The following is a 22,598-nucleotide window of genomic DNA, read 5'->3' on the forward strand; positions in this document are numbered from 1 at the left end:
TCAGGTCGCGGGCGCTGCCTTTTGCGCGATCCCCCTGTCGCTCGCCATCTATGCCTGGCCGCGCAGCCGGAATCGCAGGTAGTCCCGAAGCTCGTTGTACTCACTTTCGATAGCTTGCGCGGCGATGTTGTTTCCTTTGGCACGCAGTTCGGCAATGCGCGCAAAGACCGCATCGATGCCATGGGTCGAAATAATTTCGGCCAATCCGGCGCGCTTTCGAATCTGCACGTTCAGGCAATCCGAAACTGCAATGGCGCCCATATCCTTCCCCCTACTGATCAAGTTGACGAACGACAAAGCATAACGTCGTCCAAATTAGCAAAACAAACCGCGATCGACACGTGGGTTGGGGGATGTACCGATCTCTCCCCTCCATAACGAGATCGGTACATCCCCATCGATATGCTGTCTCGCCGACGACGATTGAGGCGAGGAGCCGATGCATATCTCGATCAGTAAGTCTCGCGTGACGACTCGACGGTGTCAATGCACATGTTGTGCAAATGAGAAACGCACCGGCCTACCTGGCACAACAGATCAAATTGCACACGTTGTGCAATCGATTCACCGCTTGCCTTTCGACACGGTTCGATGTACAAACCACGTGGACGAGGATGCGGCCGCAGTCCTCGATGAATGATGGACACTGGGATGGAATCGCAAGAATCAGGCCAATCCACACCGGGCTCACAGGGGTTGTCACCGAGACGGTTGGACGCTCTCTCGATATTCGGTCGACTACTCCGAACGCGGCACCACCTCGACTTCCTCACCTCGCTGTCCGATCGCGATATCCTGCAGATCGGTTTCGGTGCGAACAATACCTTCATGGCGTCCACGCCGGAGCTGGCGAACGAGGTTCTGCGCCATACGGATATCGATAAGGGAGGGCCGCTGTTCGAGCGGGCGAAGGAGGTGGTGGGAAATAGCCTGACAACCTGCAATCGCGAGGAACATCGTCGGCAACGACGGCTTGTCCAGCCCGCCTTTCACAGATCCCGCATGCACGCCTACGCCAGCATAATGAGCGCGGAAATCGGCGCTATGTCCCGAAGTTGGCACGAGGGGCAGCCGGTGGATATCGCCGCCGAAACCAACGACGTGGTGGCCACCATCTTGGCTCGAACGCTTTTCGCTGGGACGTTGTCCACCGCGGAGGTCGCGCAAGTGGTGAGCGATATCGATACCCTGGTGGAAGTTGCGGCCAAGCGGATGATCCTTCCCGACTGGTTCTCGAAAATTCCCACGGGTGACAATCACCGCTATCGAGCGTCGAGGCGCCGACTGCGGGGTCTTATGGGGCGGGTCGCCGCGGCCGCGGACGGCGGCAGCGACTACGACGACCTGGTGTCGATGCTGCTGAAGAGCGACGACGAGGGCGAGGGGTTGTCCCATAGCGAGGTCGTCGACCAGATGACGCTGATACTCATCGCCGGCATCGACACGACCGCAACGGCGTTGGCATGGGCGTTGTACCTGGTATCCACCCACCCAGCCGTCGAGCGTCGACTTCACACCGAGGTCGACTCCGTACTCGGTGGTGAGCCGGTTGCCTCACATCGGCACTTGGGAGCACTCACCTATACCAGGCACATCGTTGCGGAGACGTTGCGACTCTTCCCACCGGTATGGATCGTCACCCGAACCGCGATGAGCGATGTGAGAATCACGCAATCCGTCCTCATCCCAGCCGGTTCGACGGTGATCGTCAGCCCGTATATCCTCCACCACCGCGCCGACGTCTATCCGGCGCCGGGCCAGTTCGCTCCTGAACGATGGCACAACGGTGCTGTGCCACCGGGCGCATATCTCCCGTTCGGACTCGGCTCTCGACGATGCATCGGGGAACATTTCGCCGAGACCGAACTCACTCTCGCGCTGGCGTCGATCGCGGCGCGATGGCAGCTACGCCCGTCATCGAGCCTCTCGACCGCTCGGCCGCGACCACGATTGGCAGCCAGCCTGCGGCCACCAGCACTGCCGATGACCGCCCACAGCCGAGCCCGGACTCACTGTCGAGGCAACTCGATCGGGTAGCGTTTGACGTAGTCGGCCAGTTGCATCGGCGTCAGGCCGTAATGCAGCCAGGGACTCTTGTCCCACGAAGTGCGAAAATGCATCTCGAAAGCGGCGCCGTCGTCGATATCGCGAACCCACACGGTGTCTCTCGACTCCAGGTGCGCGGGATACGGAGTCTCCCACATGCCATCGAAATCGGGGTTCTGACGCAACTTCGCCTTTATTTCTTCGATTCTGTGTTCCGTAACGAAGGTCAACTGCGACCGGCAGGCTCTCACGAGATGATGAGCGTCTTCACCCCAGTGCACGAAAACATCCTTGGCCGCCGGATCCAAGAGTTCATAATCGACCGTACTGACGCCGGGCACCAGGCCGGGAAAGAACCGGTCGAAGGCGGCGTTCGTCGCGACGATCACGTGGAGCGCACCCTCCAGCCCCGACGGAGGCCGCATGTAGCAGGCAGGAAAGGGATTGGCATCCAGCACCCGGAGGTCGTGCGGCGTCGGCTCCGGCTCACCGCCCCGCCCAGGATCCATCTCGCAGAGCTCGACGATTCGCAGCAGTTGCTGTCGATCACTCGGCGACATGTTGACGATCGGTGCGATCGCGTCGACGGTTCGTTTCGTGACTTTCCGATGCCCCGCTTCGGCCTTCTGCAACAGCGACGCGGATATGCCCGATGCCAAGGCGAGGTCCTCCACTTCCATCTCCGCGTCCTTCCGGTAGCGCCGCAAGATCGCACCAGGGGGCATGTAGTCACCGGAGAAGGTTTGTCCCCTACTTCTACATCTTCCCATCCGTCCCTCCCTGACCGAGTTCCACCCACCACCGAGATGTCGGTGCCACTAGGGCGACCCTGGCCGTGAACACCGGTGAACGACAACTAAACTCGACAAACCCGCCGCGATGTGAGCAACATGCACCATAACGTTGTACGGTACTGATCAGCTGACCAAGTCCAGGGGGCGCCATGGCATTCGAAGCTACGATGACCACGTTGATCCGAGCCGACAATCACCCGCCGCTGTGGCTGGTGACCGGCACGGACAACGGGCGGCCCGCGGCGCGCTTGACCCACCGGGATGGCTCGTACATCGAGGTGACGCCCGAGCAGAAGCAACAGTTGGAGATTGCGTTCATAGACGCCGAGCAGCAGGCGGCAAGGATGAAAATGGAAGCCATCGTTGCCATTTTCGGAGATGACGTCTTCAACCCACCCGGCTCCTCCGCATCGACGGGTTCGGGATCCAGCGCCCACCTCGCCCCGCCCGGCACCCAGTTCTTCGCACTCGAGCCCGGTGTCGGACTGATCGAACTACCGCACCGGCCGCCCGACGACTGAGTCGTCCCGAGGCGAGGGATGTCGATCCTCGCGGAAAACCGCCTCGACGCCACCACCCCCATTCCCCGAAAGTGATTCCGTGCGGTAGGTTTTCATGATCACATGCAAGCCGGCACAGCGCTGTCGACGGGGGGTTGTCGACAGCGCAACGATCAGGGGGTAAGCGGTGAACGAGATCGAACGTACGATCCTGGTGTCGGCGTGGCGGCAGGCACTGACATCCGGCGACGACTCCCCCCTATCGGAATGCTTGACGCCACAGCTGCTCTCGGGCCTGCTCGACGAGCTCGCCACCGCGCTGGATGCGGACCCGTTCGATGCGACCGCGGGAGCTCGGGTGGGATGGGCGTTGGCGGCCGCGCACCCGACGGGTTCGGCCGTGCCGAGCATTTCCGCACAGGTGCTGTGCCGCTTGGCCACCCACAGCACCCGGCCGGACGCGGCCGGACGACTAGCGGCGCTGTTGACCGAGCTGGGCCGGGGTTTTCAGGCAGGGTTGAACGAATTGTGCCGACCCCCACGGGAATGCGACGAGAACGGCCCGGAGGCGGTGCGACGCATGGCAGACGAGAGATTCCGGATTCTCTTCGACAACGCGGCGGTCGCCATCGCCATCGGCGACACCGACGGCACACTGATCGAGGCCAACCGAGGCCTGGCCGAGATGATCGGGGTCCCGGCCGAAACCTTGCGGGGAGCATCGGTCTACGACTTCGCACACCCCGACGACCGGGACGAGATCCGCACTCTCGTCTACGAGAAATTGGTCCCGGCCGGCGAGGGCACGGTGAAACTGGAACGACGACTGATGCGTGCCGACGGCAGCTTCGGATGGGCCGCGTTCGCCATCACCTTCGTCAAAGGGGTTGGTGGCCAGGCCGATTATCTGCTCGCGGTCGGCGAGGATGTGACCGAGCGGCACCGACTGCAGGAGGAACTGCGACGTCAAGCCCGGCACGACCCGCTGACCGGGCTGCCCAACCGGCGCCACCTACTGGAGCGACTCGAATCGGCCATCATCTCCGCCTCCGGTGCCGACCGGATCGGGTTGTGCTTTGCCGATCTCGACCGCTTCAAGCACGTCAACGATCGGTACGGTCATGGCACCGGGGATCAGGTGCTGACTGCGGTCGCCGACCGCTTTCACGCCAGCGTGAGCGACCACGACTGCCTGGTCGCGCGGATCGGTGGGGACGAGTTCGTCGCGTTGATTCCGCCGCCGACCGATGATCGGCGCGTGGTGACCGTCGCGAATCGGCTGCTGTCGGCGCTGGCCGATCCGATCACCGTCGGGGAGCATCGGCTGCAGGTGTCGGCCAGTATCGGGGTGGTGCTCACCCCGGTTGCGGGCGCGCAGGCCGAATCGCTGCTCGACGCCGCCGATACCGGGCTCTATGACGCCAAAACCAATGGCAGAGGGCGTTGGTCGCTGAGTAGCAGCGCGAAGTAAGCGGAGGCGGCTTCTCCGTGCCAGACTGTCATGGCCGCCGAACCGAACGGTCCGGCGGCGATGTGTGGCTTCATGGTCGGAAATGTGGAGGGTTGAAGGTTCGATGACGACGACCGTTGCGCAGGCTCCGGTGGCGGTGGGGCGCTTGGCGGCCGAGGAAGCGTTCGCGATGCCCTTCATGACGTCGGCGCCGATTCAGGTGGCGTGGTGGTTGCGGCATCCGGTGGATGCCGAGCGGTTGGACCGGTTGCGGCGTGGGCTGATCGAGGGGCCGCTGTCGCGGCGGTTGGTGTCGGCGCGGGTGCCGGGTGCTCGCCCGTACTGGTCGCGCAGTGATCACGACTATCCCCTGGTCGTCGAGTCCGGCACGATCGCCGCCGCCGAAGCCTTGCGGTGGGTGGAGCGTCAGGCCACCACCGATCTGGACCTGCGTGCCGGGCGTGGCTGGGCGTTGGCGGCCACCGAACTCGACAACGGGGAATCGGTGGCGTCGCTGGTGGTTTCGCACGCCATCACCGACGGACAGGGCATGTTCGCCGCGATCGACCTCGCCGCGCGCGGCGATACGTCGGCCGCGGTACCCGATCTCACCCCGCCGAGCCTGGGCGCGGATCTGCTGGATGCCACGAAATACGGCGGCATGCTGATCCCGGGCGGTGCGGTGCTGCGGGTGCTGGCCCGCCGCGCGGCCCGCCACGGCGACGGCGGCCCGCTCGAGGCCCGGCTGCCCGCGATGGTGGCCCTCGACAGCGCGAAACTGCGCGCCGCGGCCGAGGAGCACGGCGGCACCGCGACCGGGTTGATCACCACCGTCGCCACCAACGTCGCCCATGCGCTGCGCGGCCGTCCCGGCGGGGATCTGCGCGTCGGGTCCTGGGTCAGCCACCGCGAGGCCGGGGATGTCGGGACCGGCAACAAGGTGGACCTGGCGGAGTTCGCCCTCACGCTGCCCGCCGGCGGGCGCTACACCGATCTGGCCGAGGTCCGCAGCCGCAGCAAGGCCGCCTACGCCACCGCCGCCCCGCCGAATGTGTTCGCCGTGGGCCCCGACGCGGTGGTCTCCAATATCGGCCCCATGCCCCAGGCCATGATCGACGCCGCCGGAACCGCGCGCGCCTTCGCCACCCGCGCATGGATCCCGAAGACCTCGCTGCTCGACAAGCCCTACAACAGCAGCGTCCGGGTCTTCGTCCAGACCACTCCCGACACCACGTTCCTCACCTTCCAGCCCCCGCTGCCCGCCACCACTCCCCTCACCCCGCCGGTCGTCGACGAATTCGAGCAGTGGGGCATCTCACCCGAATTCGTCTGGTGATCAGGCTTTTTCGATAAGAGACCGGGCGGGCAGCCGCGGCGTGCGGGTCACCGTCGCGCCCGCCCGTTCCGCGAGGCGCGCGAAGGCCACCGCATCGTGCACCGCGGCCCCGCCCGGATCGTTGTTGAAGTAGACGAAGACGTCCCGGTCGTCGGCCCAGGTGTCGGCCAGCCGCCGCACCCACGTGGCCAGCACCCGGTTGGCGTAGCGCGGCGGATGCTGCTCCCGCCCGGAGTGCAGGCGCAGATAACCCCAGTCGGCCGTGCGCCACAGCGGCGTGACCGGCCGTGCCCGCACATCGGCCCAGCACAGGGTCGCGCAGTGGCGTTCGAGCACGGCGCGCACCTGCGGCGTCCACCAGGATTCGTGCCGCGGCTCGACGGCGACGCGGACCTCGCGCGGGAAGCAGCGCAGACACTCGTCGAGCAACTCGGCATCGACCTGCAGCGTCGGCGGCAGTTGCAGCAGGATCGGCCCCAACCGGTCGCCGAGGCCCGCCGCGTGATCCAGCAGCCGCTGCACCGGCTCCTGCGGCTCGCGCAACCGCTTGATATGAGTCAGGAAGCGGCTGGCCTTGACCGCCACGACGAAGTCGGCCGGGGTGCGCTCCCGCCACGCGGCGAACACCTCGCGGCTGGGCAGCCGGTAGAAGGCGTTGTTGCTCTCGACGGTCGCGAAACCGGCGGCATACTGCTCGAGCCACAGCCGCTGCGGGAGACCGTCGGGATACAGCACGCCCCGCCAATCCTTGTACTGCCACCCGGAGGTGCCCACGAACAAGGTCACCCTTCCATGGAAGCACGGGAGGGCCGTCCGCACAGCTAGCCGGTCCGGCTCGGCTTGCCGTTCTCCAGATGTCCGGCGAAGCGCCGCCGCCAGCCGTGGTTGCCGTCCAGGGTCAGGGTGACGTCGTACCAGCCGCCGGCGGCCGGAATCGGCACCTCCCGCGACGCACCCGGGGCGACCGCGAATCCCGTTCCGTCCTTGACCGCCACATTCGCCGGGACGGGCCCCGAATTATGCACAGTCAGAACGAATTTCGGATCCTCCGCCGTTCCCGTGACCGCGGCGGACACGCCGAGGTGCGCGGTGTCGGCCGCACCGGCGGCCTCGACGAGGAATCCGTTGGGCGCGTGGACCGCCAGGTCGTAGCCGTCGCCGACCTCGAACCGCTCCTGCGCCTCGGCGCCGGGCTCGACCACGGTCTGGCGGGCGGTGGGCGACGCCTCGTGGTAGGGGTAGGTCTGAAACGGCATGGCCACGCTGCCGCGATTGGCATAGTGCACCGTCACCGTGCCCGCGGCGACCTGCGCCCAGGCCACCGGCTGATACGGCAGCGGCCGCGCCTTGGCGTGCCCCGGATCCTGGAACGGCGGCTTCTGCTCCGAGGGCGGCGCGGGCTGGGGCAGCTTCGTCTGCGTCCGGTCGGCCTCGCGCCGCAGGGCGTTCGCATCCGGCAGCGTCGGAATGCTGGTGTCGCGCTTGCCGAAATCGAAACAGCTCGTCAGATCCCCGCACACCGCCCGCCGCCACGCCGAGATGTTCGGCTCGGCCACACCGGTCCACTGCTCGAGGAACCGCAGCACCGAGGTGTGGTCGAACACTTGCGAATTCACCCACCCGCCGCGGCTCCAGGGCGAGATGACGGTCAGCGGCACCCGCGGTCCCAGCCCGATCGGCACCTTCGGGCCCAGCGAGGCCAGCTGCTTCTCGGGCAGGTCGATCACCTCGTCGGCCGAGATCAGCGGCAGCCATTCGTCGGGGGTGCCCGGCGGCGCGGTCGGCGGCACCAGATGGTCGAAGAAGCCGTCGTTCTCGTCGTAGTTGATCAGCAGGACCGTTGATTCCCACAGCTTCGGGTTGTCCCACAACGCTTTCAGCACGCGCTGCACATAGGCCGCGCCGTCCACCGGCCGGGCCGCCGGATGCTCGCAGTAGCCGTAGGGCGCCACGATCCACGACACCTGCGGCAGGGAATTGGTCGCGCAGGCGGTGACGAACTGTTCGAGGACGTAGTCGACATCGGTGCCGTCGGCGCCGTCGGCCGGTTTCCAGCCCGCCGTCACATTCGCCCGCTCGGCCAGCTGCCGCACCGCCGGATCGTCGGAGCCCAGCGCATCGTGATACGCCTGGAACAGCCACAGCGGATTGTCACCGTAGTCGCCGAGAAACGGGTGGCCGCCGGTGTCGTCGCCGACCCTATCGTTGGCGAACACCTGCCACGAAATCCCCGCCTGCTGCAGCCGCTCCGGATAGGTGGTCCAGTGGTAGACCGGCTTGTAATCGGCGGGGTTCCCGGTGGCCGGACCGCCCGCGGTGCCGCCCGGATCGATGGTTCCGGTCCAGTGGTAGAGCCGATTCGGCGTCGTCGGTCCCTGCAGTGAGCAGAAGTAGTGGTCGCACAGGGTGAATGCCGAGGCCAGGGCCCGATGGAACGGGACATCGGCATCGGTGAAGTATCCCATGGTCATCGGCGACTTCGCCGGAATCCAGCCGTTGTAGGCGCCGTTGGCCCACGCCACGTGGGTGGTGTGCCAATCGTGTGGCAGATCCCCCATGTCCTGACCGTCGACCTTGCCGGTGTCCACATGCCAGGGCAGCCGGTAGCCGGTGCCACTGCCCGGATCCGGCTGCCGCCACACCGGATCACCGCCGGGCAGGCGCAGCGCGGCCGCATCGCCGAACCCCCGCACCCCGGCCATGGTGCCGTAGTAGTGATCGAACGAGCGGTTCTCCTGCATGAGGATCACCACGTGCTCCACCTCGTCGAGAGAGCCGCTGCGCCGCGGCTCGGCCATCGCCGCGGCCATCTCCTCCGGTAGCCCCGCCGCCCCGACCAGCCCGGCGGCCAGCAGGCCACCCAGCACCACGCGTCGGTTAGCCGTGCCGAAGCTACGATCCATGCGGAGCTCTCCGATCATCCAATCAACCCCTCGAACTTCTTTCCATTGAGAAAGATATGAAGAAGCTCCGATTGTGGGCAATTTGGACGCGGGCCCTGGCAGATATGGCCACCGGATATTCATGGCTCGTTCAACGGCTCGGGTCATCTGTCATGCGCCGGTCACCTGATGGAAGATATCGCTCGCAGTTTGCCAAAGCCTGTCGACACCCTGTGCCCACCCCATTCACGCCTCCGTCCGCGCGTTGGGTCCGGAGTGACCCATTGTCCGCCGGATCGAGGCACCCCGCCCCCGGAACCGATCGACCGCCGCACACAACCCCTAGCGGCAGAACCACACAACCCTGGCTCCAGGGCGCGCACAGCCATCATCCGCAGGCGCGCACATGCGTCGGGCCCGCGGCCGACGATCGACCGCGGGCCCGAATGTCACACGTTTTCTAGTGCACCGTCACCGACAGCGAAAACTGTTGTGCCGGAGCGCTTCCCTGCTCCCACGGCCGCACCGACGCCAGCGTGAGGTGGGTGCTGCCGGGCGCCACGGCGGTGAACGTCCAGACCGACATGCCATCGGCGCCGGGCACGATGCTGTTCGAACGGAACTGCGGCTCGCCTTCCTGATGCAGCACGGCCTGATCCAGTTCGCGCACCTGCCAAACGAATCCGGTGGACGGATTGTCCGGCAATGCCACCGCCAGCTCTTGACCGACCTTCAACGACTGGGACTGACCGTTCCCGTCGGTGCCGACCACGATCGGCTCCGAAATCGGTGTCGCGACGATCGGTCCCGCCGGCACGGCATCGGCCGCGGCCGTCACGGTCGTTGCGCCGGCGGCCAGCGCCACGCCGACCGCAATCATCAGCAAAGGTGTACGCACCACAGTCCTTTCCTACGTAAGGGGCGCCCACACCATACCGGCGCCACGCCGATACACAACCGGACATCGGCGAAATGCCCTCGCCGCCAGGGCTTCTGCGGTGCGAGCGACGCGCCCGGAGACGGCAGCCTGCGTAACCACGCAGGGCGCCGGGAGTGCCGCCGATCCGACGCGGCTCAGTCCTTGCGCGCCACCCCACCGTAGGCGCCCGAGATCTCCGGGTGCGCGCCGACGTCGGCGGGGTTGTCCGGGCGCCACAGCGGCAGATGCACCAGTCCGGGTTCGATCACGGTCCAGTCGTGGAAGTAGGCGGAGATCTCGTCCCTGGACCGCAGCACGATCTCGGTGGAGGTGCGGCCGGACAGCTTCTGCGCCTCCAGCACCTCGGTGGGCTGTCCGTCGGCGGTGGCATGTGTGATCGCGAGGTAGCTGCCCGGCACGACCGCCTCCTGCAGCCGCGCGACGCATCCGGCCGGATCCGCCTCGTCGGGCACGAAGTGCAGCACGCCCAATAACAGCACCGCGATCGGCCGGTCGAAATCGAGCAGCCCGGTCACCTCCGGATCGGCCAGAATCGTCTCGGGCGCAGCGACATCGGCCTGCACGATCGTGGCCAGCGGATTACCGGCGAGTATGGCGCGGCTGTGCGCGACGGCGACCGGATCGATATCGACGTAGACGACCCGGGCCTGCGCATTGCGCGTCTGCGCCACCTCGTGCACGTTGCCGACCGTCGGAATCCCGGAGCCGATATCGAGGAACTGATCGATTCCGGCGTCGATGAGCAAGCGCACGCAGCGGCGCAGCAGATCCCGGTTGGCGCGCATGGTTTCGGCGACATTCGGCGTGAACGCCTCGATCTGGCGTGCCAGCATGCGGTCGATTTCGAAATTGTGCATGCCGCCGACGAAGTAGTCGTAGACCCGGGAGGCACTGGGACGGTCCAGGTCGATCCCTTCGGGCGCCCAACTCGGTCTGGTCATCGGAACCTCTCTGCAAACCCGCCCGCCGTAAGGCGAAGCATCGCAATCGTATTCGAGAGAGATTCGAAATACCCGCGGTTCACACATCCGCGACCACCCGGCTACGATCGATCCTCATGGCGTGGGATGGGGCAGAGATCGACGGCCCGCACGCCGAACTGGCCGGGAGGTGGGCGGCCGCGCTCGGCGGCGGGACCCGCGATCACGTCGTGCCTCTGAGCGCCACCGAGGTCCGGCAACTGCTGTCGCGACTGGCCGCAGATCTGCTCATCGCCGCCCGCACCGGCGGCACGGCGCGGGTGGCCGAGATCGGATCCGCCTTGGCGCGAGCGCATTTCGTCGGCGACGAGGTGCTCGGCCGCAGCCTCACGGTGCTGTCCCGGTATTTCACCGAGACCGGCGTGCCACCCGGGCATGCGGCCGAACTGCTGGGCTCCTTCGCCGCCGGATATGTGCGGGCATTCCGGGCCTGGCTGCTCAGCGAGCAGGAAAGTGTGCGCACCGCCGACATCGCCGCCCGCAGCCTGGCCGAACAACAGCTGCGCGCCAGTGAGGCCCGATTGCGGGCGGTCTTCTCCCAAGCCGGAATCGGCACCGGCCTGTCGGATATGAGCGGGCGCATCATCGAGGTCAACGCGGCCTTCGCGAAGCTGCTCGGCTACCGGCCGGAGGAGATGATCGCGCTGGAGGTCACCGACCTCACCCACCCCGACGACCCGCCCGGGATGTGGGAGCTCTACGCCGGGGTGCTGCGTGGCGATCACGACAACGTGCAATTGGAGAAGGCCTACCGCCACCGCGACGGGCATACGGTGTGGACCAACCTCAATGTGTCACTCATCCGTGACGAGCACGGCCGCCCCCAGTACACGCTGGTGCTGGTGGAGGACATCTCCGAGCAGCGCGCCCTGCGGGAGCGGCTGAATTATCGCGCCCACCACGATCCGCTGACCGGGCTGGCCAACCGGTCTCGCTTCTTCGACGCACTCACCACCGCCTTCGCCGATCCGTCGACGCGGGTCGGCATGTGCTACGTCGACCTCGATCATTTCAAGACCGTGAACGACACCTTCGGGCATGCCATCGGCGACGAGTTGCTGATCCAGGCCGCCGCTCGGCTGCGGGGCTGCGCCACCCGGCCCGACCAACTGGTGGCGCGCTTGGGTGGCGACGAATTCGTGATCCTGGTGTCCGGCGTCGGCGGCACGGCCGAACTGGCGGCGCTGGCTCGCACGGTGCTGGAGGCGTTTTCGGTCCCGTTCGAGATCCGCGGCCACCGCCTGACCGTCACCGCGAGCGTCGGGGTGATGAGCGAACAGGCCGGAGACACCACCACCGATGCGCTGCTGCAGGCCGCCGACACCACCATGTACTGGGCCAAGTCCGGGGGCCGCAGCCGCTATGCGATCTACGATCCCGACCGTCGGCGGCGCGAACACACCCGCGCCGAACTCACCGCCGCACTGCCCGCCGCGGTGGCGCGGAGCGAATTCTTCCTCGACTATCAGCCGATCGTGAGCCTCACCGATCGGGAACCGGTGGCCGTCGAGGCCCTGGTGCGCTGGCAGCATCCCGATCTGGGGGTGCTCACCCCGACCCGATTCATCGAGCTGGCCGAGGATGCCGGACACATCGCGGCCCTCGGCTCGCTGGTTCTCGAACAGGCCTGCCGGGAGGGCCGGCGCTGGCAGGACCGATTCGGTGACCGTACACCGGTGGTGAGCGTGAACGTCTCCGCCGCGGAGGTGGCCGATCCGGCCTGGCTGGATCGGGTCCAGTCGATCATGGCCGACACGGGGATCGACCCGTGCCGGTTGCAGCTCGAGCTGACCGAACGCGCCTTCATGCAGGCCAGCGGCCGCCCGCTGCGGGTGCTGCGCACGCTGGCCGACGCCGGCGTGCGCATCGCCATCGACGATTTCGGCACCGGCTACTCGAATCTGGCCTATCTGGGCCAACTCCCGCTGCAGGTGGTCAAGCTGGCCGGGCCGTTCATCCACCGCATCCGCACCACCAACACCTCCGATCGCAGCGATCTGCTGGTACTGGAGACGATCGTGGACCTCTGCCATGCGCTGGATCTCACGGTCACCGCCGAATGCGTCGAAACCCGGCATCAGGCCGAACGGCTGCTGGACCTCGGCTGCGACACCGCCCAGGGCTGGCATTTCCACCATCCGATGCCTGCCGACCGGCTCGCCCGGCTGCTGGAGAGCCGGCCGGTCCCCCACTGCCCCGACCCGGCTGTCGCTGTGCCTTCCGAAGATCTGGATTCGATACCGTGAGGCCGACACTCTGATCCGGGTCGCCGGACAGCCGGATGTGCACAAGGAAGGCGGGACCGTCCATGCAAAGCACCCGAATAGTGCTGGCCTCACGTCCGGTCGGCACGCCGGAGCCGGAGAACTTCCGGACCGAAACCGTCGACCTGCCTGCGCCGAAGACCGGCGAGGCACTGCTGCAGACGCTGTATCTGTCGCTGGACCCGTATATGCGCGGCCGGATGAGCGACGCCCCGTCGTATGCGCCGCCGGTGCAGATCGGCGAGCCCATGGTCGGGCAGACGGTCTCGCGCGTGCTGGAAACGACCGACGGCACCCTCTCGCCCGGCGACATCGTGACCGGTTACGGCGGCTGGCAGACCCATTCGCTGGAGCCGGTGGAACGGTTGCGGCGCCTGGATCCGGCCGTGGCCCCGGTCAGCACCGCCGTGGGCGTGCTCGGTATGCCGGGCTTCACCGCCTACTCGGGCCTGTTGCAGATCGGGCGCCCGCAGCCCGGTGAAACCGTCGTCGTCGCGGCGGCCACCGGGCCGGTCGGGTCGCTGGTCGGGCAGATCGCCAAAATCAAGGGGGCCCGCGCGGTGGGCATCGCCGGTGGACCGAAGAAGGTGGCGCTGCTGCGCGACCACTTCGGCTTCGACGCCGCCCTCGACCATCGGGCGCCCGATTTTCCCGAACAGCTCGCCGCCGCCACACCCGATGGGATCGACGTGTACTTCGAAAACGTCGGCGGCGCCGTCTTCGATGCGGTGATGCCGCGGCTCAACCCGTTCGCGCGCGTGCCGGTGTGCGGGTTGATCGCCTCCTACAACCAGACCGAGCCGCCGCCGGGGCCCGATCGGCTGGGCATGCTGATGGGCATGATCCTGCGCCGCAGCCTCACCGTGCGCGGGTTCATCATGACCGAGTTCGTCGCCGACCACTACGCCGATTTCCTCACCGATGTCGGCGGCTGGATCGGCGAGGGACGCGTGAAGTACCTCGAGGACGTCGTCGACGGTCTCGACAACGCCATCGAGGCATTTCGCGGGCTACTGGTCGGCAAGAATATGGGGAAGCTGGTCGTCAAGGTTTCCGACTGATCGGTACGGTCCTTCGCAAGCGATCAGCGTCACAGGATTGCCCAACGACACCACCGCAGAAGGCTTCTCGTAGCAAACTTCTCACCATGCTCTGCGTCTACTACGAGTTGTTTCTTCTGCTGTACGAAGGTCAACGCCTGCTGGAAGGAGTCCTCGGACACTGAGTCCTCAGCCGATATTGGCCGACAGGTCGGGAAGCATGCGGAAGGCCTCGTCCTGCCAGTTGTTCCAGGCATGAATGCCGAAGGCGGGGAAGTCATAGGTGGCGTTCTTCGCACCCAGCGACATCATCCGCACCTGGAACGCCCGCGTGTTCACCCAGGCCAGTGCCTCGAGGCCCATGCCGTTGAGGGTGTCGATGTTCGGGCCGTCGGTGGCGGTCGGTCGCCCGCTGGCCGCGGAGATCCACAGCCGGGTGTTGTTCTGAATCAGCCGGGGCGCGAAGACGAACGGGTCCATCCGCAACCACTTGGGGTCCCACGGCGGGGCCATGGAGTCGACGTTGTAACCGCCCGCATCGACCATTGCGACCCGGATCGCCTCGCGCATACCGGGTGCGGAGATGTTGAGGTAGCCGGAGAAGGATCCGGCGAAGCTGAACTGGTCCGGATGGTAGGCGGCCAGGGTCAGTGCGGCGCTACCGCCCATCGACAGGCCGAACACACCGTTGCGGTCGGCGCGGAAACCGAGCCGGCCCCGCAGCGCATTGCGCAGATCGCGGGTGAGGAAGGTTTCCCAGTCGTAGCGGTAGCTCTTGCCCGGGCCGCCCGAGAACACCTGCGTGGCGCCCGATCCCGAAGACGATCCCGACGACGAACCGGAGGCCGAGCCGCTGGGCGCCATGCCGAGGAAGCTCGACGGCGCATTCCAGTCCAGATAGAAGCTGGACTGGCCGCCGATCGGCATGACCACGTTGATATTCCACTTGGTCATCTCGCGCGCGACCTCGGTGTTGATCTCCCAGCCGCTGAGATCCTGCTGGGCGCGCATGCCGTCCAGCGCGTACACCACGCGATCGGTATTGCCGTCGGCGGCACGGAAGACGCGGGATTTGATCGGGCCCATGGCCGGGGAGTCCACCCAGAAGTCGAAGCCGGACGGATCGAATGCCGCCGAGGCGGTTCCCGTGCCCAGTACCACCGCACTCAGCGGTAGCACGAGAGCGAGCAGCGCCGACAGAATGACGTTTCTGTGCCGGGGTCGCGACAGACGCATGAAGGCAACACCTTTCGTGATCGATCTGCGTGCGGCAGCACGGGAACTCCCGACACCCCCGACGCAATCGGGATCCCGTGGTGCTGCGCGTGTCGCGCGACATGTCGGCCGACCGACCGGTATTTGTTACCGCAATGTGATGGTTCCCCTTCGATCTCCGTGACCGGAATAACAGACAAACAGCGCGAAGGGCCTCAAAGGGTGGTGCTGCCGAACAGTGGCTCGGCGAGCTCGAGGGCCTCCGGCGGGACGTCGACGTCCAGCACCAGCGTCGCGCCGGAAAAGCGCACGGTGAACCCGAAGAATGAGCAGCAGCGCTGTTCGGCGACGATCAGCTCGGCGAGGGCAGCCGCCCGATCGGCCGGCAGGGTCAGCCGGAATCCCGAGTCCCGTCGAGTGCGCGTTGCGCCGTCGAGGACGGTGCGCCACTGCTCGGTTCGTGCGGCCTCGTCGTCCGCGCTCAGCGAGCAGGCGATCGGGGCGCGCGCCGGATCGTCCGACGGCTCGGCCGGTTCACCGCTCAGCCCGCATACGCTGTCGCAGCGGCTCTGTCGATCCGGGAGCTGTTCGCAGCGTTGCCGAACCTCACGCAGCACGCTCACCGTCTGCGACAACTCCGCCAGCCGCGCTTCGGCAAGCCGCAGCCGAGCCGAAAGCCGCGGCAGCAACTCACTTTTCACCTCCGCACACGGACCACCCGCCCACACCGACAGCACCGCACCGATATCGCTCAGCGACAGGCCCCACCCCTTCGCCACCCCGATGACGGCCAGTCGCTCCAACGCCTCGTCACCGTAGACCCGATACCCCGCCGCCGTCCGTCGCGAACGCAGCAATCCGGCCTGCTCGTAGTACCGCAACGTGGTCGCCGGAACCCCACTACGCGCGGCCAACTGCGAAATCCGCATCCCGCTCATGCCCCGACGGTAAACCTTCCACCCGGCTCGAAGGTCAACCCCGAAACCGTTCCGCGCCTTATTTCTTGGGGAAGCCGATCGCGAAACCGTAAGCGATCAACGCCGCGCCGATCACAGAGATCGGAACAATGCTCCACATGGCACCCTCATTTCATTGCGCTGCAACCAGTTTCAACCTATCGTGATCCCCCTCACAGCGCCACCCGAGCACACATGACGACTTCCGCCTTCCCCTCCTTGTTGCTCGGGATCGCAAGACCGTCACCTACAGCCTTGCGACACAGAGAAGAAAAATGCTCGTATGCGCATATAAAAGTAACGGTCTGCGTCCGAACCCGGGTGCATGGGCTTACCGTCGGAGGCTCGCGAACGGCTGCAGTTGTTCAGGTTTCCCGATATCGGGCAAGTACCTGCTTCACTTCATCCGTAACCGGCGGTTCTTCGGTGAGGGCCGTCCACGTGTACGCATCGTGTTCTTGCAGCACGATCGGTTCAGCTGACACGACATCGACGGCGAAGTTGAATTGCCGACTCTTCTTCCCGCTGCCGGATCGGTAGTCGAAGTCACCCACGTGGTGTGCGATCTGGGTGACGTGGAGGCCCGTCTCCTCCTTGACTTCCCGGACGAGGGCTTGGTCGAGAGCCTCGCCGGGTTCGACTTTGCCGCTGGGCAGTTCCCAGATACCACCCATGAAGTCGTCCGCCGACCGCCGCAGCAGCAGTACTTTGCCGTTGAATTGGACAACGGCACCAACGACGAGTTGCTGCACTCCGTCGCGCGCGGCATCGGCGGTGAGTTGCCCGAGCAGGGATGCGTGCATCATGAGGTTCTCATCCTTTCAGGTCGCTACTGTGCTTGGCGACTTTGTAGATGGCTTCGATGTACTGGTCGATCAGCGGCAGGTCTTCTTCGCGGTGCCAAACGGGCAGTTTGAGCGTGCGGTAGTGGAGGTCCTCGGCGCGCGGATAGTCGCCGGGAGCGTAAGCCAGTTTGCCGGTGAAGCCCGGGAACAACGGTCCGGGGTCTTGGAACACCGGCAGCAGATTGAGGGGACAGGTCGAGCCTGGCCGGTCGATCTCATGGCAGCCCTCGGCCTGCAGGGCGCCGTGGAAACGTTCGATCGGCACGTCGTCGAATGCGTCGCTGTCGTAGTAGAGCGGCAGTCCGTACCAGGAGGGCTGGACATCCGGCTCGTGCCGCGGCGCGAGTATGCCGTCCATGCCGTCGAGTTCTTCACCAAGATACTCGGCGATCCTCCGCCGTCCCTCGAGGTAGTCGTCGAGATGCGAAAGCTGTTGCAGCGCAATGGCTGCGGCCAAGGGATGGATACGATGCTTGAGCCCCATGCCGGTCACGGCGTAGCGACTGAGCTCGTGGTCGGGTGGGATCTCATTGCAGCAGCGCTTGTTGAACTGGCCATGCAGCAGGGCGCGGTAATACAGCTCGTCGTCATCGGTGAGGATGAAGCCACCTTCACCGGCCGAGAGGGGTTTGGGTCCGTTCATACTGAAGGCCGCCGCGCGCCCGAAAGTGCCGATCTTCTTGTCTCCGACAGTGGCCCCGTGGGCGTGGGAGGCGTCTTCGAGCAACTGCAGACCGTAAAGGTCCGCAAGCTTTTGGAGCTGGCGAACTTCGGCTGGCATTCCCCACAGGTGGTTCACCACAATGGCTTTCGTTCGCTCGGTGATTCGCCGCGGCACATCCTGCGGATCGAGATTGCCGCCGACGTCACAATCGGCCAATACCGGAGTCGCACCTAGATGCAGCAACGGCGTGGCGGTGGCGAAGAAGGTGTAGGCGGGCACGATCACCTCGTCCCGCGGCCCGATTCCGCAGGCAGCGTACACGGAGTACAGCGCCGCAGTGCCCGAGCTGGTAAGGACGGCGTGGCGGGCACCGAAGTAGGACTCCAGTGCGTCTTCCAGCCGGGCGACCACACTGGAACGATCGTAAATGGAGATGCTGTCCTCGAGCTGGTCGAACACAGCGGTCATCGTTTCATCGGTCAGCGGTGGCCACGAAAAGTGCGGCGCCACTGTGGAAATGACAGGTTTTCCGCCGAGCAGGGCGAGTGGCGAGGTCACAGGAACTCCTTGGGGCTGACAAGGGTGTGGGTGCGAGCCGCCTGGTAGCAGGCCGTGACGAAAGCAAGATGCGGAAGTTGATCGGCGGGACCGCTGAGGTTCGGGCGTGTGCCGTTGATGACGCGGGTGAAGTAGTCGATCTGGTTGACGCCGGCTGATGGTTCTAGCCGTTCACGCCCCAGTGTCTCGATGACATCGCCGCTGTTGCTGAGGCGACAGATGCGGTCCCGCTCCAAATGCACGACACCGCGTGGGCCGACCAGCCGAAGTTCTTCAGTCTTCGGGCCGAGGAATCTGGAGAACAGCAACGAACCGTACAAGCCTCGTCGGTACCAGAAATGAACGAGCGCGGTGTCCTCCGCGTCGTAGTGTCGATCTAGTCGAGCGTTGGCTGACAGGTCCGCCATGATTCGGTCCGGCAGGCCGAAGTACCAGAGGACCAAGTCGATGAGGTGGTAGCCCATATCAATCACGCAACCACCACCGGCCTTGCCAGATTGGCCACGCCAACCCTCGGAGGGATCCGCGACGTGCATGGTGTAGCGGCCCTCCACAAGGAAGGGGCTGCCCACTTGATCGGCCAGAAGTTGGAAGCTGGCATGTATCGGGTCGAGACGCCGCTGCAGGGCGACCATCAGCTGGATACCGGACCGCTCGCACAGTTCGGAGAGCTCCTTTGCCTCGGCGAGGGTGGTGGCGAATGGCTTCTCCTTGAGGACGTGGACTTTGTTCGAGGCCGCGGCCCTGATCACGTCTCTACCGACGTCGTGGGGAACGCACACCACCGCCAGGTCTAGGCCTTCGGTCGCGAACATCTCGCGAAAGTCCGTGTAACCGGGCACACCGAGCTGCCGTTGCTGTCTCCGCAAGACGATTCGATCCTCGTCGCAGACGGCCACTAACTGGACATCATCCGCTGCCTGCAGGCACGGCAGATGATCGCTGATTGCCCGGCGACCGAGCCCTACGAGGGCGGCCCGTAGGGCGCCCTTGTCGCCATCGGCAGATCGCCCGCCGGTCAGGGAGACATTCGCAGCCGGGCGAAGGGGTCGCGGTAGTGCGACGGGCGGGATCGGGACATACAAGGTGTTGCAGGGTCTCATCATCACCCCTAACTCGTTGAGCCAACGCGGCCTGAGGTCGGTCAGCGTGTGTTGGATTCGTGAGTTCCAGAGTCGGCTGCCAGATGTGCGAGGAAGAGGGCGAGTTACGGGGCAGATTTGCCTGACCTGGGGCAATGGGTTCGTATCCGGCTAGACTGAGCTCCGAACCGGCCCGGCGAGGGATGTGGATGCCACCAAATCTGCAGTTCCAACAACGCCGCGAGGCAACGCCCTCGCGCATCATTCCTGGTCAGATCATGAGCCGCGCAGAGTTAGCGGACGCAGTCAACGACTACCTCTGGCGCACCAAGGGGCAGCGGCGGGAGATGGACGCGCACACCATCGCCCGATACGAGCGCGGCGTTATCCGATGGCCAACTGATGAGTACCGGGAAGCGCTTCGTGCCGTATTCAACGCCAACGACGCTGAACTCGGCTTTACACCAGCGCGACGTCAACGTACTGCGCAGGGCCAATCAGAGAAGATCGTCGCCCTCGATCTGTTCAACCCGTTCGAACTTCGCCCGACCGATATCGAACTCACAGAAGGCATGAGTAGCGATGACGAGCCCGTGGGCCGCGTCGACTGGACAGTGGTCGCGGAAGTTCAGGCGGCAACCAAGGAGGCGGCATCGGCGGAAAACATGCGCGGCGGCGGGAACGGCAATGTCCTTGCCACGAGATACATTCGGAAATATCAACGCCTCAGGCGGAGCCAGGCCGCACCAGCGATCCGGCGCGCGCTGTTCGAAGCTCTCGGCAATCTCAGCGGAGTCGCTGGCTACGCTGCCTTCGACGCTGGCGATCACTCGGCAGCCGATCGTCGCTTTCGGTTCGCCTACTGGTGTGCGAACACCGCCGGATCGTGGGAGCTGCGCGCAAGTACGCTCGCTGACATGGCCCGCAAGGTCGCATACGCTGGTAACGCCGATTCGGCACTGTCGCTCATCGAGCTAGCGCAGGTGCGATCGGATCGGCTGTCGGCTACGGCGCGCGCCATGCTCGGAGCCCTGCGAGCCCAGTATCTGGCGGCTATGGGCCGCATCGACGAAGCGCTCACCGAGGTAGCGAGAGCCGATGAACACTTCGCAGAATGCAGCCCGTCCGTCGACGCCCCATGGCTGTGCTTCTACGACGAAGCCGAGCATCTGGGCAGTACCGGCAAGGCCCTCATTCCGATCGCGCAAGCGCGGCAACGGATCGAGCTGGCAGCACCCCGTATTCGGGACGCCGTGGCACTGCAAGGGGAGGAATACCCACGCTCGCGGACGTTTTCGCTCACTCGCCTCGCTACATTGACCATGCAGCTGGGTGACCCGAAGGAAGCAGCGGCCCTGGGGCTTCGCGCCGTAGAGCAGGCCAGGCACCTTGACTCCCTACGCATTCGAACCGAGCTACAGAAGTTGGCTGGCGCTGCCTCGCGTCACCGGCGAGTGAGCGACGTAGTTGAATTGCGGGAGGCCATCACTCAGCAGAGCACGTCGGGAGCACCATGACCGCTTTGACGTCGTCGGAAGCGGTTCTGGTCAAGGCTGCTGGGGTGGCCGGTATTGATCTGGATGGCCGGGAGATAATCCGGGAGGGCTCGCATGCCATCTTCAGGCTTGCGGGTGACATCGTGGCCCGCGTCGGCAAGCCGGGTAGCCGCAAGGACGCGGAGCGTGAGGTTCGAATCTCCCAATGGCTCAACAGCTCTGGAATACCGACGGTTGAAGCAGTTTGGTCGCTTCCCCAGCCGGTCGTGATCGATGACCGTCCCGTCACGTGGTGGCGTCTGATCCCTGACCATCGGCCGGCGACAGCTACCGAACTTGGATCAACGTTGCGAGCCCTGCATGCCCTCGCTCCCCCGACCGAGCCGAAACTAAATGGGTACGACCCATTCGGTGATCTGCGGGAACGGCTAGCCGACTCGGACGTGGCGGGTGAGGCAGACCGTGCCTGGTTGCTGGCGCGCTATGACGACTTACGTCATCAGTACGACGAGCTGCCGAATTCGCTGGCGCTCTGCGTAGTTCATGGCGACGCTTGGCAGGGAAACCTGGTCGTTCCTCCCTCTGGCGTACCCACGCTGCTGGACTTGGACAAGGTGTCGCTCGGTCGGCCGGACTGGGATCTCATCCAGCTCGCCGTGGACTATGCCGACTTCAACCGGATTTCGGAGCCCGACTATCGTTCCTTTGTCGAGGCATACGGCGGCTACGACGTCACGACCCAGCCGAGCTTCCGGGTCCTCGCCGATATCCAAGAGCTCAGATGGGTCGGGTTCGCCCTGGGACGGGCCGGCGCGAGTGAGACTGCGGCACAGCAGGCGAAGCATCGGATTGCTTGCCTGCGTGGACAGATACCCCGGCCGTGGCGATGGGAAGCGCTGTGACGCACACCAGCTGAAACGGGTCGCGCCGCGCTCGAACGGCTGGCTCCCTATAGCAGGCAAGCGCGCTCTGGAAGTATGAGGCGGTGCGAGACTTTCTTCGGGTGACATTCTGTGTTGCAGTGCTGGCTGTGGCTGTCGGTTGTGGTCGCCAGGACGCCCCCGACGCACCCGGATCACCCAGTCCGACAGCTCCTGTGCTCAGCATCGACCCATTGCGGCTGGATCCCTGTGATGCCATGTCGCAGGAGGAGTTTGGTGGTGCCGGGGTGGAATTGAGGGTGCCTCATCGGTATGTGTCGACGTTCAGTGATGGTCAGCTACGGTTCAAGGGGTGTCTGGCCAGGTCTGCGCCCGCTGGGGAGGCGCAGTTTTACTTGCAGGCGACGAATATGACGGTTCCCTATTTGGAATACGATCGCGCGCGAAACTATTCGTTCCGGCGTCTGATGATCGACAACCGGGAAGGGACTGTTGCGGGTAACAAGCAGTACCCCGGGCTGTGCCTGGTGCTCATCCAGATGAAGGATTACGGGCTTCTGCTGGACGGTGACTTCGCGAATCGCTCGTGCGATCGTGGGGTCGAGATCGCGACGAAGCTTGTGCCGATACTTCAGGACAAGTGAGCGAGCAGGGAGCGCGGCTGGGATG

At 65.5% G+C, this 22,598-nt stretch carries 20 protein-coding genes; 9 read left to right on the forward strand and 11 right to left on the reverse strand.

What is annotated here, in order from left to right; translation table 11 throughout:
* Nucleotides 1–48 precede the first annotated feature (48 nt).
* Nucleotides 49–261 (reverse strand): hypothetical protein, encoded by a 213-nt coding sequence (locus IU452_RS28675; protein WP_195112305.1) that lies wholly within the window; start codon nt 259–261, stop codon nt 49–51.
* Between the two features lie 390 nt (nt 262–651).
* On the opposite strand from IU452_RS28675, the gene IU452_RS28680 reads away from it, so the two are divergent.
* Nucleotides 652–2,037, forward strand: coding sequence for a cytochrome P450 (locus tag IU452_RS28680; protein WP_228818896.1), 1,386 nt, complete (start codon nt 652–654; stop codon nt 2,035–2,037).
* Here IU452_RS28680 and IU452_RS28685 read toward each other — a convergent pair.
* Entirely contained in the window at nt 2,010–2,816 is an 807-nt protein-coding gene (locus IU452_RS28685) for a helix-turn-helix domain-containing protein (RefSeq protein WP_324192871.1), read from the reverse strand. The two genes, IU452_RS28680 and IU452_RS28685, sit on opposite strands and share 28 nt — an antisense overlap.
* Before the next feature lie 173 nt (nt 2,817–2,989).
* On the opposite strand from IU452_RS28685, the gene IU452_RS28690 reads away from it, so the two are divergent.
* The 3 genes from IU452_RS28690 to IU452_RS28700 all read left to right on the forward strand — a co-directional run bounded on the left by IU452_RS28690 (nt 2,990) and on the right by IU452_RS28700 (nt 6,126).
* Nucleotides 2,990–3,361 carry a hypothetical protein gene (locus IU452_RS28690; protein WP_195112308.1) on the forward strand — a complete coding sequence of 124 codons (372 nt, stop codon included), beginning with the start codon at nt 2,990–2,992 and terminating at the stop codon, nt 3,359–3,361.
* Nucleotides 3,362–3,527: 166 nt separating this feature from the next.
* Complete coding sequence (locus tag IU452_RS28695; protein WP_195112309.1) at nt 3,528–4,811, forward strand: diguanylate cyclase domain-containing protein; 1,284 nt, start codon at nt 3,528–3,530, stop codon at nt 4,809–4,811.
* 103 nt (nt 4,812–4,914) lie between these two features.
* Entirely contained in the window at nt 4,915–6,126 is a 1,212-nt protein-coding gene (locus IU452_RS28700; RefSeq protein ID WP_195112310.1) for a hypothetical protein, read from the forward strand.
* On the opposite strand, the gene IU452_RS28705 is transcribed toward IU452_RS28700, so the two are convergent.
* The 4 genes from IU452_RS28705 to IU452_RS28720 all read right to left on the reverse strand — a co-directional run bounded on the left by IU452_RS28705 (nt 6,127) and on the right by IU452_RS28720 (nt 10,889).
* Nucleotides 6,127–6,912, reverse strand: a complete 786-nt coding sequence (locus tag IU452_RS28705) for a DUF72 domain-containing protein (RefSeq protein WP_195112311.1) — start codon at nt 6,910–6,912, stop codon at nt 6,127–6,129.
* Nucleotides 6,913–6,947: 35 nt separating this feature from the next.
* Nucleotides 6,948–9,047: a phosphocholine-specific phospholipase C gene (locus IU452_RS28710; RefSeq protein WP_228818897.1), complete on the reverse strand. Its 2,100-nt coding sequence runs from the start codon at nt 9,045–9,047 to the stop codon at nt 6,948–6,950.
* A 421-nt stretch (nt 9,048–9,468) separates the two neighbouring features.
* Nucleotides 9,469–9,906: a protease inhibitor I42 family protein gene (locus IU452_RS28715; RefSeq protein ID WP_195112312.1), complete on the reverse strand. Its 438-nt coding sequence runs from the start codon at nt 9,904–9,906 to the stop codon at nt 9,469–9,471.
* Nucleotides 9,907–10,082: 176 nt separating this feature from the next.
* Complete coding sequence (locus IU452_RS28720) at nt 10,083–10,889, reverse strand: SAM-dependent methyltransferase (protein WP_195112313.1); 807 nt, start codon at nt 10,887–10,889, stop codon at nt 10,083–10,085.
* Nucleotides 10,890–11,005: 116 nt separating this feature from the next.
* On the opposite strand from IU452_RS28720, the gene IU452_RS28725 reads away from it, so the two are divergent.
* Nucleotides 11,006–13,174, forward strand: coding sequence for a putative bifunctional diguanylate cyclase/phosphodiesterase (locus IU452_RS28725; RefSeq protein ID WP_195112314.1), 2,169 nt, complete (start codon nt 11,006–11,008; stop codon nt 13,172–13,174).
* 62 nt (nt 13,175–13,236) lie between these two features.
* Nucleotides 13,237–14,253 (forward strand): NADP-dependent oxidoreductase, encoded by a 1,017-nt coding sequence (locus tag IU452_RS28730; RefSeq protein ID WP_195112315.1) that lies wholly within the window; start codon nt 13,237–13,239, stop codon nt 14,251–14,253.
* Nucleotides 14,254–14,421: 168 nt separating this feature from the next.
* Here the strand turns inward: IU452_RS28730 and IU452_RS28735 are convergent, their stop codons facing one another.
* From IU452_RS28735 to IU452_RS28755, 5 genes are all read right to left on the reverse strand, one after another.
* Nucleotides 14,422–15,468 (reverse strand): alpha/beta hydrolase, encoded by a 1,047-nt coding sequence (locus tag IU452_RS28735; protein WP_195112316.1) that lies wholly within the window; start codon nt 15,466–15,468, stop codon nt 14,422–14,424.
* A gap of 194 nt (nt 15,469–15,662) precedes the next feature.
* Entirely contained in the window at nt 15,663–16,385 is a 723-nt protein-coding gene (locus IU452_RS28740; RefSeq protein WP_228818898.1) for a MerR family transcriptional regulator, read from the reverse strand.
* A 383-nt stretch (nt 16,386–16,768) separates the two neighbouring features.
* Entirely contained in the window at nt 16,769–17,209 is a 441-nt protein-coding gene (locus tag IU452_RS28745; protein ID WP_195112317.1) for an NUDIX domain-containing protein, read from the reverse strand.
* 7 nt (nt 17,210–17,216) lie between these two features.
* A complete protein-coding gene (locus tag IU452_RS28750) occupies nt 17,217–18,470 on the reverse strand; it encodes a DegT/DnrJ/EryC1/StrS family aminotransferase (RefSeq protein ID WP_195112318.1) in 1,254 nt (417 codons plus the stop codon).
* Nucleotides 18,467–19,576, reverse strand: a complete 1,110-nt coding sequence (locus IU452_RS28755; RefSeq protein WP_324192877.1) for a Gfo/Idh/MocA family oxidoreductase — start codon at nt 19,574–19,576, stop codon at nt 18,467–18,469. Before IU452_RS28755 ends, IU452_RS28750 begins: the two co-directional genes overlap by 4 nt.
* A gap of 185 nt (nt 19,577–19,761) precedes the next feature.
* Between IU452_RS28755 and IU452_RS28760 the strand changes: the two genes are divergently transcribed.
* From IU452_RS28760 to IU452_RS28770, 3 genes are all read left to right on the forward strand, one after another.
* Nucleotides 19,762–21,069, forward strand: coding sequence for an XRE family transcriptional regulator (locus IU452_RS28760; RefSeq protein ID WP_228818899.1), 1,308 nt, complete (start codon nt 19,762–19,764; stop codon nt 21,067–21,069).
* The gene (locus tag IU452_RS28765) at nt 21,066–21,950 is read left to right on the forward strand and encodes an aminoglycoside phosphotransferase family protein (RefSeq protein WP_195112319.1); all 885 of its coding nucleotides are present in this window, start codon (nt 21,066–21,068) and stop codon (nt 21,948–21,950) included. The genes IU452_RS28760 and IU452_RS28765 overlap by 4 nt, the downstream gene beginning before the upstream one ends.
* 128 nt (nt 21,951–22,078) lie before the next feature.
* Nucleotides 22,079–22,573: a DUF3558 family protein gene (locus IU452_RS28770; RefSeq protein ID WP_324192878.1), complete on the forward strand. Its 495-nt coding sequence runs from the start codon at nt 22,079–22,081 to the stop codon at nt 22,571–22,573.
* The last annotated feature ends 25 nt before the right edge of the window (nt 22,574–22,598 follow it).

The organism is Nocardia transvalensis, assembly GCF_015477765.1.
Lineage (GTDB): Bacteria > Actinomycetota > Actinomycetes > Mycobacteriales > Mycobacteriaceae > Nocardia > Nocardia transvalensis_A.

Excerpts from the sequence above, each read along its gene's own strand:
- IU452_RS28675 (WP_195112305.1), bottom strand. The coding sequence starts at position 261 with ATGGGCGCCATTGCAGTTTCGGATTGCCTGAACGTGCAGATTCGAAAG.
- IU452_RS28680 (WP_228818896.1), top strand. The coding sequence starts at position 652 with ATGGAATCGCAAGAATCAGGCCAATCCACACCGGGCTCACAGGGGTTG.
- IU452_RS28685 (WP_324192871.1), bottom strand. The coding sequence starts at position 2,816 with ATGGGAAGATGTAGAAGTAGGGGACAAACCTTCTCCGGTGACTACATG.
- IU452_RS28690 (WP_195112308.1), top strand. The coding sequence starts at position 2,990 with ATGGCATTCGAAGCTACGATGACCACGTTGATCCGAGCCGACAATCAC.
- IU452_RS28700 (WP_195112310.1), top strand. The coding sequence starts at position 4,915 with ATGACGACGACCGTTGCGCAGGCTCCGGTGGCGGTGGGGCGCTTGGCG.
- IU452_RS28710 (WP_228818897.1), bottom strand. The coding sequence starts at position 9,047 with ATGATCGGAGAGCTCCGCATGGATCGTAGCTTCGGCACGGCTAACCGA.
- IU452_RS28720 (WP_195112313.1), bottom strand. The coding sequence starts at position 10,889 with ATGACCAGACCGAGTTGGGCGCCCGAAGGGATCGACCTGGACCGTCCC.
- IU452_RS28725 (WP_195112314.1), top strand. The coding sequence starts at position 11,006 with ATGGCGTGGGATGGGGCAGAGATCGACGGCCCGCACGCCGAACTGGCC.
- IU452_RS28730 (WP_195112315.1), top strand. The coding sequence starts at position 13,237 with ATGCAAAGCACCCGAATAGTGCTGGCCTCACGTCCGGTCGGCACGCCG.
- IU452_RS28735 (WP_195112316.1), bottom strand. The coding sequence starts at position 15,468 with ATGCGTCTGTCGCGACCCCGGCACAGAAACGTCATTCTGTCGGCGCTG.
- IU452_RS28740 (WP_228818898.1), bottom strand. The coding sequence starts at position 16,385 with ATGAGCGGGATGCGGATTTCGCAGTTGGCCGCGCGTAGTGGGGTTCCG.
- IU452_RS28745 (WP_195112317.1), bottom strand. The coding sequence starts at position 17,209 with ATGATGCACGCATCCCTGCTCGGGCAACTCACCGCCGATGCCGCGCGC.
- IU452_RS28755 (WP_324192877.1), bottom strand. The coding sequence starts at position 19,576 with ATGATGAGACCCTGCAACACCTTGTATGTCCCGATCCCGCCCGTCGCA.
- IU452_RS28760 (WP_228818899.1), top strand. The coding sequence starts at position 19,762 with ATGCCACCAAATCTGCAGTTCCAACAACGCCGCGAGGCAACGCCCTCG.
- IU452_RS28765 (WP_195112319.1), top strand. The coding sequence starts at position 21,066 with ATGACCGCTTTGACGTCGTCGGAAGCGGTTCTGGTCAAGGCTGCTGGG.